Origin of the sequence: Bacteroides sp. UBA939 (assembly GCF_002293435.1) — a bacterium.
In the GTDB taxonomy this organism is placed as follows: Bacteria; Bacteroidota; Bacteroidia; order Bacteroidales; family Bacteroidaceae; genus Bacteroides.
Genome location: NZ_DBDF01000212.1, coordinates 1 through 12,755, shown reverse-complemented (window position 1 = coordinate 12,755; position 12,755 = coordinate 1). Strand labels below are relative to the sequence as shown.

Below are 12,755 nucleotides of genomic sequence, written 5' to 3'. Positions count from 1 at the left end.
CCGGAAGATAAAAAGAGATCCGCGTTATCCGCGTCATCCGCGTCTAAAAAATGATAGTATAAACTAATTATGAACAGCTACTTAACGTTAATCACTAATCACTAATCACTAATCACTATACGCTAATCACCGTCTTTCCTGCTTAGATTTCCCCGAAGCATTCTTCTGTTGGTGATTTTTTCCGGTATGCTTTTTAACACTATTCTGCCGGAAATTCTGCCTGCCTCTGTTTTCATTACTCCGTGGCTTATATTCGGGAGCTTCGCCAAGTTCTTTGGGAACAGCTATTTTATAGATGTCCTTTTCCAGAAACTTCTCAATATGCTTGAACTTTGTCTGCTCTTTCTCACTGACAAAGGTTATGGCAACTCCATCATGATTGGCGCGTGCCGTGCGTCCGATGCGGTGCACATAATCTTCACTATCATGCGGAACATCAAAGTTAATAACCAGACGTATATCATCAATATCAATGCCTCGGGATACGATATCGGTGGCTACAAGTATATTAATACGGCCTGCTTTGAACTCATACATGACTTCTTCGCGCTGTACCTGCTCTAAATCCGAATGCATTTCACCGACATTCAGCTTCATTATTTTCAGTGCTTTAGTTACTTCTTTTACCTTTATTTTTGAAGAAGCGAAGATAAGAACACGTTCCGGTGCTTGCTCTGCAAAAAGGCTACGGATAATACCTAACTTCTGATTTTCATAACAGACGTAAGCGGTTTGTATTATTTTGTCGGCAGGACGGGAGACTGCGAGCTTTACTTCAACGGGATTATTTAAAATTGTCTTTGCAAGTTGTTGTATTTTAGAAGGCATGGTAGCCGAGAACATGATTGTCTGCCGTTCTTTAGGCAGGAATTTCGCGATCTGCATAATATCGTCGTAAAATCCCATATCGAGCATGCGGTCGGCTTCGTCCAGAATGAAGTAAGAAACACGCGAAAGGTCTACGTATCCTAAACTGAGATGGGCTATCAGACGTCCGGGAGTGGCTATCACTACATCAGCACCCAATGTCAGACCTCTCTTCTGTTGCTCGAAAAGTATTCCATCGTTACCTCCGTAAACGGCAACACTGCTGACTGGCACAAAATAGGAGAAGCCTTCCATTTGTTGGTCAATCTGCTGCGCTAACTCCCGTGTAGGCGCCATAACAATACAATTGATTGCTTCTTCGGGATGTTCACCCTCTGACAGTTTGTTCAGTACCGGCAATAAATAAGCAGCGGTTTTTCCGGTTCCGGTTTGTGCCACGGCAATCAAATCCTTACCTTCGAGTATAACGGGAATGGATTGTTCCTGTATAGGAGTACATTCATCAAAACGCATGGCGTCCAGTGCTTCGAGCACTTGGGTGTTCAGTTTTAGTTCGGAGAACTTCATGTTTCTTTTTTTTAATTTAACCGCAAAGATAAAAAATAAATGTCTTATCAAATCAATTTAGCCTGCATTATTCATACTTTGGGAGATAAAGGAGTTATCACTTCGTTAGTAGTTAAGTAGTTAAAGCTGATACTCTTGCTTATGTCTCACGGAGTATTGGCTTTAACTACTAAGCCATGTTGGCTGATAACTTCTTTAACTACTCTAACTACTACGGTTATGAATAATGCAGATTTACTTAGGTAAATCAATGTATGAGTCTTTAAAACCTAAAAAGTAAAGTACTCCGTCCAAACCGATAGTGTTGATGGATTGCTTGGCATTAGCCACTACCTTTGGTTTGGCATGGAAAGCAATGCCCAATCCGGCTATACCTAACATCGGAAGGTCATTTGCTCCGTCTCCTACAGCGATAGTTTGGGCGATATCAACTTTCTCGACTTGTGCAATGAGGCGCAATAACTCGGCCTTACGCTTGCCGTCGACCACATCACCCAAGTAGTTTCCGGTCAGTTTGCCATCTATAATCTCTAACTCATTGGCATATACATAGTCTATACCATATTTATTTTGCAGGTATTGCCCGAAGTAAGTAAAACCACCGGAGAGGATAGCTATCTTATAACCATACTTTTTCAATACGTACATCAGGCGATCCACACCTTCGGTAATCGGCAATTTTTCCGCTATTTCCTGCAGAACCGATTCGTCGAGTCCCTTCAACAAAGCCACGCGTTCACGGAAACTTTCTGTAAAGTCAATCTCCCCGCGCATGGCTTTTTCAGTAATGGCTTTCACCTCATTGCCTACATTGGCACGTATGGCCAGTTCATCAATCACTTCCGTTTCAATCAAAGTGGAGTCCATATCGAAACATATCAGGCGACGCATACGGCGGTACATGTTATCAAGCTGGAAAGAAAAATCCATTTCCAGTTCACTTGCCAGTTTCATGAGTTGCTCCTGCATGTTGATACGATCCTTCGGAGTACCACGAACCGATAGTTCAATACAAGCTCTTGTGCGTATATCACATTCGTCCAGAGGAATACGCCCGGTCAGACGCTTAATGGCGTCAATATTCATTCCTTGCTCGGCAAGAATGTGAGTTACGGCAGAAATCTGACGGGCGGATAACTTACGTCCCAATAGAGTAAGGATGTAGCGGTTTTTACCCTGCATGTTCACCCAGTCCTCATATTCTTTAACCGTAACAGGGTAGAAGCGGATGGTCACTCCCAAGGAAGAAGCGTTAAAAAGCAGTTCTTTCATGATGAATCCGGAATACTGCTCTTCCGTTTTACACAAAATACCTAATGATAAGGTATTATGAATATCAGCTTGCCCAATGTCCAGAATAGTAGCATCGTATTTTGCTAATATTTCCGTGACTGATGCAGTTAGCCCGGGACGATCTTCACCCGTGATGCGGATGAGTATAAGTTCTGTACTCAAAGGTTGCATAAGTTGTTTTCAATTAAATAATAATCAGCTGCAAAAGTAGGGAAAATCCTTGCTATTTATGCTAAATAACATAAAAATATAAGCTAAAAAAATAAGAAAGTTATTTGTTTATTTGGATTTTAAGTCAAGAATAGCTTACCTTTGTAGCAGATTTCTGAGTTAAAGGCTTTGAATATCAGTAAATTCCTCTCTACTGCAAGGTCTTATAGACAATGTTCCGGGAAGAGGTCACTGTCAAAAGGACAGTCCCGGATAGTTTTAACCAAAACAACATTACATGAAAAATGTAAAATGGCTTTTTGTTGTATTACTAATTAGTTCCTTGATTTCTTTCGTAGAAAAAGACAAACCAACCGGTGGTTTGAGTGTGGGTGACATAGCCCCTGATTTTAAGATCGCAACTATGTCGGCTGAGCAACCTGTTCAGACACTTTCCGGTATGAAAGGAAAGTATGTGTTGCTTAGTTTCTGGGCAAGTTATGATGCGCAGTCCCGGGTGCAAAACGCAAGTTTAAGTAATGCGCTTCGTTCAACTTCTCAAAACAACAATGTGGAAATGGTTTCCGTATCATTCGATGAATATCAATCGATTTTCACGGAAACTATTCGTAAGGACCAAATAGTTACGCCCATTTGTTTCGTGGAAACTAAAGGCGAGTCGTCCGGCATCTTTAAGAAGTATCGTTTAGGCCGGGGATTTACTAACTATTTACTGGATGATAATGGTGTAATTATTGCCAAAAACATCTCTGCTGCAGAACTTTCTACTTACTTGAACTAAATTTTCGTTGCATGCGCTGCGTAGGAAATTTGGAGAATTTGTAAGACGAAAGTGAGACTTGAAGAGGAAATTAATACAACAAAAAAGCCCCTCCCGTATCTTGTGGTGACACAGAACGGGAGGGGCTTCTTGTTGTTCTGTAGGCAATTACCCTATTAGGATTAAGTAAAAATAATTGCTGTTAGTGGCCTTTTTCGGGCTGACTCTGATATTATTTGAACTTACTACGTAGTAGTGTGTGAACTACCAGTAAGTAGTTAGTCAACTACTACGTAGTAATTGACTAACTACTACTAAGTAGTTACCCAACTACTAGTAGGTAGTTAATCAATCATTATCGCAATGCTGGAGTAATTTATGGTTCAAGACAAAAAAACATGTACCGGAAATTGGAGTGACCTTATTATTTCGGCGCCTTCCGGTATAGATAGAATGCAATAAATGTATAGAGTATGTTGGGAATCCAGACTGCAACTACCGGAGGAACATTGCCGTTTATAGCAAAAGTGGAAGCAATGGTTTGAAACAGAATATACGAGAAACTGAGTCCCAAACCTATGCCTAAATGCAATCCCATTCCGCCTTTTGTCTTTCTCGAAGAGAGCGAAACACCTATCAGCGTAAGAATAAACGATGCAAATGACATGGCAATGCGTTTGTGATATTCAATCTCAAATTCTTTGATATTAGCAAAACCACGTTGTCTTTGGCGTACGATATATTCGTTTAATTGAGGGCTGGTCATCATTTCCTGCTGACCTTGCATGATAAGAAAATCAGCCGGTTCCATGAGAAGGGTGCTGTCGATACGATCGCCTTTTATAATAGATTCTTTCATTCCGTCCATTTCACGTATCATATAATCTTTGATTATCCATTTATGAACAGACGTGGTATCGTAGGTTATGGAACGTGCCGTAAGATGGGATACTAACTGCTTGTCATTAAACTTATCTAATGAAAAACGATATCCCGTTTTAGAATAATCTTCAAAACGTTCAATATAGGCAATAACGCCGGAGTCCACTTCCAACTGAATATTTCGTGCCGTATTCGTTTTACGGGGTTTATAATATTTATCTTCAAAGTCTATACGGGTTACGCTCCCTTTCGGTATGACATAAGAACCTAAACAAAAAGTTACTAACGCAATGATAGCTGCCGATACCATGTAGGGGCGAAGCATACGCTTGAAACTCATTCCGGTGGAAAACATGGCAATAATCTCGGAGTTTTCCGCCAACTTGGATGTAAAGAAAATAACAGCGATGAATACAAACAGGGGACTGAACAAATTGGCGAAATAAGGAATAAAATTCAAGTAGTAGTCAAAGACAATGGCTCTCCACGGCGCTTCATTTGACATGAATTTATCCATTTTTTCATTAAAGTCGAATACTACTGCGATGGATATGATTAATGCAATAGCAAAGACGTATGTCCCCAGGAACTTCTTTATGATGTACCAATCAAGCCGCTTTAGCCATTTCTTGTCTTCCGGCAGCTTTATACCTTTTATGTTCCAGTCAAATTTCTTCATAGCCTTGTTGATACACGTTTCACCATCATTGGTTTCCAAATAGAAAAATCACCGGCAATAATATGTTTACGGGCTTCACCTGCTAACCATAGATAGAATGCTAAATTATGGACAGAAGCAATCTGCATAGCCAGTAATTCCTGTGCATGGAACAGGTGACGCAAATAGGCCTTACTATATAAGGTGTCTACGTATGAAGCGCCATCCGCTTCAATGGGAGAAAAGTCTGTTTCCCACTTCTTGTTCCGCATATTGATAATGCCGTCTTTGGTAAACAACATGCCGTTACGTCCGTTGCGGGTCGGCATTACACAGTCGAACATGTCCACACCGCGCTCTATACCTTCCAGAATATTCACCGGCGTGCCTACACCCATTAGGTAACGGGGCTTGTTTTTCGGCAGGATTTCGTTTACCAGTTCAATCATCTCATACATCTTTTCTACCGGTTCGCCCACTGCCAAACCACCAATAGCATTGCCATCGGCTTCTTTCGAGGCAATAAACTCTGCCGATTGCTTGCGAAGATCCGGATATACACATCCTTGAACGATAGGGAAGAGAGATTGGTGGTAACCATATTTCGGTTCCGTCTCGTTGAAACGCCGGATGCAACGATCCAGCCAACGATGTGTCAGTCCTAATGACTTTTTGGCATAGTCGTAATCCGAATCGCCCGGAGGACATTCATCAAACGCCATCATGATATCCGCACCAATTGTGCGTTCGATATCCATTACCTTTTCAGGAGTAAAAATATGTTTGCTACCGTCGATGTGTGAACGAAATTCTGCACCTTCTTCGCGCAGTTTACGAATCCCTGATAATGAAAACACCTGAAATCCGCCGCTATCTGTCAGCATCGGGCGGTCAAAGCCGTTGAACTTATGCAATCCGCCGGCTTTTTCCAGTACATCCAATCCCGGACGCAGATATAAATGATAGGTATTTCCCAAAATAATCTGCGCCTTAATATCTTCTTTCAGTTCGGTTACATGCACACCTTTCACTGTTCCCACTGTACCTACCGGCATAAAGATAGGTGTTTCTATCTGTCCGTGATCAGTGGTAATCAGTCCTGCACGCGCATTACTTTTACCGTCAGTATATTGTAGGTCGAACGTCATTCTCCTTTTTTTTCTGTTTTCTCTTTCTTTGCAGACAAGTCAATGGCATCGGCCACCTTTTCATTGGTCAGCGCAATGGCAAACACCTCTTTTACATCTTTCACATAATGGAAAGTCAATCCTTTGAGGTAGATTTCCTGTATTTCGTCTATATTCTTATGGTTTTCCTCACTCAGAATAATATCTTTGATACCGGCACGTTTGGCAGCCAGGATTTTTTCTTTGATTCCACCTACGGGAAGTACTTTTCCGCGAAGTGTAATCTCACCTGTCATTGCCAGGTTGGCTTTTACTTTCCGTTGCGTAAGAGCGGAGGCAAGGGAAGTAGCCATCGTGATACCGGCCGACGGTCCATCCTTGGGGATAGCGCCTTCCGGCACGTGTACGTGGATATTCCAATTATCAAATATTTCTTCATCCAGATTTAATAGAGAGGCGTGCGACTTGATATATTCCAATGCCAACATTGCAGACTCTTTCATCACATCACCCAAGTTTCCGGTCAGTGTAAGGCGTCCGCCTTTGCCGCGGCTCAAACTCGTTTCGACAAACAAAATCTCTCCGCCTACGGCAGTCCACGCCAAACCGGTTACCACACCTGCGTATTCATTACCCTGATACTTGTCACGGCTGTATTCCGGCACACCGAGGAATTCATACAAATCTTCCGGCTTGATTTCCTTTTTTGCAAAATAACCGTCCGTAGCATACTGACGTGCAGACTTGCGAAGTATCTTGCCGATTTTCTTTTCCAATTCACGTACTCCGCTCTCCCGGGTATATGACTCGATGATTGCCTCTAATGTATTTTTCGGTATTTTGATATCATTTTTCTTCATACCGTTTGCCTCAAGTTCTTTAGGAACCAAGTGACGACGGGCTATCTCTACCTTCTCTTCAGTGATGTAACCGCTTACTTCAATCAATTCCATACGATCAAGCAGTGGCCCGGGAATTGTATTCAGATTATTTGCGGTAGCAATAAACATGACTTTCGACAGATCGTAATCTACATCCAGAAAATTATCGTGGAAGGCCATGTTCTGTTCCGGATCAAGTACCTCGAGCAGAGCTGAAGATGGATCTCCCTGACGGTCGGAACTAACCTTATCTATTTCATCAAGAATAAACACCGGATTGGATGAACCGGCCTTAATCAGGCTTTTTATAATACGTCCCGGCATTGCTCCGATATACGTTTTGCGGTGTCCGCGTATTTCTGCTTCATCGTGTACGCCACCCAATGACATACGGATATATTTACGTTTCAATGCAGCGGCAATAGAACGCCCCAAAGAGGTTTTACCAACTCCCGGAGGGCCGTATAGGCAAATGATAGGCGATTTCATGTCACCTTTTAATTTTAATACTGCCAAGTGTTCCAGAATGCGTTCTTTCACTTTTTCCAAACCATAATGATCCTTATTCAAAGTCTTTTCCGCATTTATCAGATTCAGATTATCCGTGGTGTATTTGCCCCACGGTAAGCTGAGCATTGTCTGCAAATAATTAAGTTGTACGCTATAATCGGGAGATTGAGGGTGTGTACGTTCCAGTTTATCTACTTCTTTCAGGAAAGTTTCCTTCACCTCCGCATTCCACTTTGTAGTCTCCGCTTTACGGCGCATTTCCTCTATTTCCTGCTCTTGACCACCGCCACCCAGTTCATCCTGGATGGTTTTAATCTGCTGTTGCAGGAAGTATTCGCGTTGCTGTTGATCAATATCCTCCCGTGCGCGCATCTGGATAGCCTCCTTAATTTCGGCAAGTTGAACTTCCCGGTTTAAGATTTCCAGCAAACGGTATGTACGGGCGCGCAGTGAGTCAATATGCAGTAATTCTATCTTCTCGTCTTTTTTCAAAGGAAGATTAGTACAGATGAAGTTCACTAAAAACATCTGATTAGTAATGTTTTTAATGGCAAAAGCCGAATCTTGCGGGAGCGTGTCGGACGACTTAATATAACGAATCGTCAAGTCCTTACAAGCTTCTACCAATGCATGAAATTCTTTATCACTTTTTCCGGGGATGTCTTCTTCTAATGTCGTTACATGTCCTTTCAGATAGGGAACCGTGTCAACCATGTCTTTCAACTCCATACGTTTGACACCTTGCAGAATGATTGTAGTCGTTTGATCCGGCATCTCCAGGATACGGATAATCTTACCTACCGTACCGATGGTATGCAAATCTTCCAATTGAGGCATTTCTGTTTCTGCCACTTTTTGACATACCACTCCGATATAGGCATTTTTCTTCTCTGCTTCACGTACCAATTTCAAGGAAGGCTTTCTTCCGACGGATACAGGCATAAATACACCCGGAAATAAAACCATATTCCGCAGAGGTAATATCGGAAGTATCTCATCTACTTTTACATCCATCAACTGTTCCTCATTCCCTTCAAAATCAGCAATTACCGAGAAAGCATTTTCTTCTCTTTCCTCCGTATCTTTTAGGTAAAGTCTTTTCTTCATTTCGTTCTTTTTAAGTTTATGTCATACTGACAGAGCCTATAAAGCGTTTGCAAAGTTACGCTATTCTTCAATATTATAAAGCGCCTTTTGCATAAAAAACAAAAACAGTGCCAAATTTGTCGCAATATTCCCGGGATTATCTATTTTTGTTCTCGATAAATAAGCATAAGCCATGTCGAATCCCTATTTCCAGTTTAAACAATTTACTGTATGGCACGATAAATGCGCCATGAAAGTCGGTACCGATGGTGTACTTTTAGGAGCCTGGGCTTCGGTGGACAAGGTACAACAAATCCTTGATGTCGGAACTGGTACAGGATTGATAGCTTTACTGTTAGCACAACGAAATATGCAGGCGCAGATTACAGCTTTGGAAATAGATGAAGTTGCCGCATCGCAGGCAGAAGAGAATATCGCCCGTTCTCCATGGTCTGACAGAGTCAAAGTTGTTTGTGCGGATTTCCGTTTGTTTCATCCTGAAAGTAAGTATGATTTGATAATTTCTAATCCTCCGTATTTTGTTGATGCTTTAAACTGTCCGGATAAACAACGAAATATGGCACGACACACATGCGAATTGAATTACGAACTTCTTTTTCGTCATTCTGCAAAGATGCTTCAGGAACAGGGGAGTGTATGTGTTATAATTCCGGCGGAAGTAGAGAAACTTGTGATTGATACTGCCTGGAAATATAAATTATTCCCTTCACGTAGCCTTCGTGTTTTTACGAAACCCGGTAAACCATGCCGGCGGGTACTCTTGTCATTCAGTCTTCAGGAAAACGAATGTATAAACGACATATTATGTATTGAAGAAACCCATCACCAATATACTCCGGAATACATTGCGCTGACTCGGGAGTTTTATCTGAACATGTAAGTTCTGTCTATTCGAACAGCAATGTCATAAAGAATCCCCCATAGAATATCGCTGTGGGGGATTCTCTAATCATTTATTGAGCAGTTTGGGATAGCATAATCAAATCACAATGTTGGCGGAAATCGGAAAGATAGAATTTATATTGAGGATAATCTTGCAGGAAAGAACTGATTTTGTCCATAAATGCAGGTTTATCAAATAGCAGAAGGTCGATGTAGCAACTTCCTTGACCGATAGCTCCTCCTAACAAGAGTCCCAAGCCTTCCGGTTTCATGATTTCCAATTCAAGGCGTTCTTCCAATTCGTAGCGAAAATCAAGTATTTTTTTCTTCTCTCCCTCCTGGCTGTAGTCAAATGGAAAAGCAAGGAAAACGGCTTGGGCGCCAAACTGATTGATATGGTCGATCAATTCAGTCGAATTCTGATAATATTGAGCTACTAAAGGTTCAAAGCAGGTACTTCCTGCGATAACGTCGTATCGCAGTTCCTCATTATCTTGAGGTTCGAAGCTATAGCCGGTATAAACTTGTTGCGGATTATCAAACACTTCCTTGTTATATGCTTTTAAAGTTTCCTCAATGTGTTTGCGGAGTTCAGGAAGAGTTATCATCTCTTTCGTCAAACTATCGGCACGTTTCACGTCGGCAATGTATTGGTAAGAAAGTCCTTCGCCTAACATGATTTCCATCATGATATAATAGGCGTTGTAGCTCTGTGCTTCGGGCAATGAACACAAGTTTTTCTCGTAAAATGAGATGGTGAAGTTGTTTTGCTCTTCCTGATAAGCGACTGCAATACGCACATCTGCCATATCTATTTGTGTCTCATACATTCTGAACGAGAATGAAGAATCTGTTCCCTGGTTGAAGGGGAAAAAGTTCCATTTATCTTTAAACTGTTCGGGGATGCGGGAAATGAGATAGGGATAGAGGTAAAATAAATCTATCTGTCCTTCTACCGAGAAGGTGAATTCATAATTTCCTCCCAAGTTAAAATGAACATCGTCAGACAGTATATTTGTTCCTTCAGAAACAAATTCAACGATGCGGTCGGCGTCATATTCGTTGCGCTTTTCCATCATGCGCGAAAGTTCCGGTTCATGGGTGGTGAACCATTGCCAAAAGTTTTCTACGCGTTTCTTGAACGGTAGTTCCACATGGCGGTGGTGAGTGGGGTTGAGTGGGTTGTTCATATATTACTATTATTTCTATCGTAAGGTGAAAATGGTTGTTTTTGGAGTAGTTGATATGATTTTAACCAGATTTTTTTCAGTTTTATTACTCTTTACATGATTCAATGAGTTTTTCTATCCATGCTCTAAATCGGGGACATTTCTCTATAATTTTAGCAAAACCGATTTCCAATGCAATCAAGTTGCCTTCCAATACTTTATCATAATCTTCTTTGATAGCTAAGATTCGTTTGGAAGGTGCACCATTTGGAGCTGTATTAATATCTTCCGGATTTTCGTAAGAGTTAATAATTTGTTGAGTTTTCTCTTTCTGTTTTTCATCAAAGAACGAGTAGAAACCCTTGTTTGAAGCAAAAAGTAAGGCTTCGAATTCATGTAACTGTATGTAGGGAATGAAGCGTGCGTCTTCAATATCATCTTTTATACACTGCTCCATTTCTTCTACTTGCTCTACATGACTGTTTTTTACACTCCACCTTTCTTTATTAGGAACTTCCGGACAACGGAAGAAATCAACAAACATAGACACTACGAAATCTGTTTTTTCTGATTTCAACAACCGTTCCACATCATTTTTCAAATATTGGTAGTTTGAAAAACCACCTCGTCCCGTTTTACTTGTGCGTATCAGGATGGGAGTTACCTCGAAAATCCCATACTCTCGTAAATAAGGGGCGATGAGTGTTCGTACAAATTCTTGTTCAGTCGGTCCTTCGACGATGATATACAGTCTTTTCATGGCTGACCTCCTATCACATTTTTCTCCCATATATCACCGATGCTGTACTCATCAATCCATGCTGCCAAATCTTCTGTATTAAGTCTGTTGAATACGGTTTGTTTGTTTTTCTTATCTACTACGATAATGTCTTGTGGTTCAAAACAGTTAACAAGATTCACCGACTGAGTTGCCAGAATGACTTGTTTTTTTAGAGAAGCTTTCCTTACTAATGCTGCTAATTTGTTGATGGCAGTAGGATGTAGTCCTAATTCCGGTTCATCTATGATGACGGTTTCAGGAAGTTCCGGTTGTAAAAGTAAGGTTGCTAAAGCAATAAAGCGAAGTGTGCCATCGGAGAAACTGTTGGCATCCAAATACATGTCCGATTCAACTTCTTCCCATTCCAGGGTTATTTGATTTGGATACAAAGGGTTAGGCCTCAATTTGAAACCCTTGAAGTAAGGAGCAATGGAACGTATCACTCCCTCTATCAGCCTGAATGTCTGTGGCTCGCTCTCTTGCAAACGATACAGATAGGCGGCTAAGTTGGAAGCATCGTGCCTTAATCTCTCATTATCTCCAACTTTACATGCTTGCCTCATAGGAGAGTTTATGCCGGTATCATGGAAATGATAGACGGTGAAACTTTTTAGGAATGTACGTAAATATCCGGCACGCCATTTGGAACTATGAAGGATTTCTGATTCTTCCACAGATTTGTCCCACCATGTTTTGTGCCATTGGCCTTCATAGTCTTTGGTCTTTTCTCTTTGGGTGTTGAAGTAATCTCCCGAATATTCAATAAAGGCTTTTTCTCCAACGGCTGGTTTCAATTCAAAGAAGAAAGCGTTGGTATTATTAAAGTCAATGAGGCTTTGGATAAAGTCTGATTGTTTCCTTCCTTGGTATAATATACGTTCTATGCCTCCTTTGCTGAGAATGTAATTACCTAAACGTTGGTTTAACATAGCTTGCACCAACTCAAAGAAAGAGATGAAATTACTCTTTCCAACACCGTTGGAACCTATCAGCACGTTCAGGCTATTCAACTTAATCTTTGCGTTGCGGATGGATTTATAGTTTTCTATGAGGATTTGTTCTATCATACTCACATGTTTTTATTCTACAAAGTTAGAAAAAGAAATTGTATAAGTGGTAAGAAGCTGTTTTGAATTTAT

Annotated in this window: 10 protein-coding genes; 2 read left to right on the top strand and 8 right to left on the bottom strand. The window is 41.1% G+C overall.

Annotation, left to right across the window (positions count from 1 at the left end; genetic code table 11):
• Positions 1-126: 126 nt before the first annotated feature.
• The gene (locus B2Z67_RS13960; protein ID WP_291530450.1) at positions 127-1,395 is read right to left on the bottom strand and encodes a DEAD/DEAH box helicase; all 1,269 of its coding nucleotides are present in this window, start codon (positions 1,393-1,395) and stop codon (positions 127-129) included.
• Between the two features lie 234 nt (positions 1,396-1,629).
• On the bottom strand, positions 1,630-2,859 hold the full coding sequence (gene serB, locus B2Z67_RS13955) for a phosphoserine phosphatase SerB (protein WP_291530449.1): 1,230 nt from the start codon (positions 2,857-2,859) through the stop codon (positions 1,630-1,632).
• A 277-nt stretch (positions 2,860-3,136) separates the two neighbouring features.
• Here serB and B2Z67_RS13950 point away from each other — a divergent pair, with 277 nt between their 5' ends.
• On the top strand, positions 3,137-3,640 hold the full coding sequence (locus B2Z67_RS13950; protein ID WP_291530448.1) for a thioredoxin-like domain-containing protein: 504 nt from the start codon (positions 3,137-3,139) through the stop codon (positions 3,638-3,640).
• A gap of 403 nt (positions 3,641-4,043) precedes the next feature.
• Here B2Z67_RS13950 and B2Z67_RS13945 read toward each other — a convergent pair whose 3' ends face one another.
• The 3 genes from B2Z67_RS13945 to lon are packed head-to-tail and all read right to left on the bottom strand — an operon-like array spanning position 4,044 to position 8,784.
• On the bottom strand, positions 4,044-5,180 hold the full coding sequence (locus B2Z67_RS13945) for an LptF/LptG family permease (RefSeq protein ID WP_291530447.1): 1,137 nt from the start codon (positions 5,178-5,180) through the stop codon (positions 4,044-4,046).
• A complete protein-coding gene (gene tgt / locus B2Z67_RS13940; RefSeq protein WP_291530446.1) occupies positions 5,177-6,307 on the bottom strand; it encodes a tRNA guanosine(34) transglycosylase Tgt in 1,131 nt (376 codons plus the stop codon). Before tgt ends, B2Z67_RS13945 begins: the two co-directional genes overlap by 4 nt.
• Entirely contained in the window at positions 6,304-8,784 is a 2,481-nt protein-coding gene (lon, locus tag B2Z67_RS13935; RefSeq protein ID WP_291530445.1) for an endopeptidase La, read from the bottom strand. Before lon ends, tgt begins: the two co-directional genes overlap by 4 nt.
• A 172-nt stretch (positions 8,785-8,956) precedes the next feature.
• Between lon and B2Z67_RS13930 the strand changes: the two genes are divergently transcribed.
• Positions 8,957-9,664, top strand: coding sequence for a tRNA1(Val) (adenine(37)-N6)-methyltransferase (locus tag B2Z67_RS13930; protein ID WP_291530444.1), 708 nt, complete (start codon positions 8,957-8,959; stop codon positions 9,662-9,664).
• A gap of 73 nt (positions 9,665-9,737) precedes the next feature.
• Here the strand turns inward: B2Z67_RS13930 and B2Z67_RS13925 are convergent, their stop codons facing one another.
• The 3 genes from B2Z67_RS13925 to B2Z67_RS13915 all read right to left on the bottom strand — a co-directional run bounded on the left by B2Z67_RS13925 (position 9,738) and on the right by B2Z67_RS13915 (position 12,683).
• Entirely contained in the window at positions 9,738-10,856 is a 1,119-nt protein-coding gene (locus B2Z67_RS13925) for a hypothetical protein (RefSeq protein WP_291530443.1), read from the bottom strand.
• A gap of 85 nt (positions 10,857-10,941) precedes the next feature.
• A complete protein-coding gene (locus B2Z67_RS13920) occupies positions 10,942-11,595 on the bottom strand; it encodes a DUF4276 family protein (RefSeq protein WP_291530442.1) in 654 nt (217 codons plus the stop codon).
• The gene (locus tag B2Z67_RS13915; protein WP_291530441.1) at positions 11,592-12,683 is read right to left on the bottom strand and encodes an AAA family ATPase; all 1,092 of its coding nucleotides are present in this window, start codon (positions 12,681-12,683) and stop codon (positions 11,592-11,594) included. Before B2Z67_RS13915 ends, B2Z67_RS13920 begins: the two co-directional genes overlap by 4 nt.
• Between the last annotated feature and the right edge of the window lie 72 nt (positions 12,684-12,755).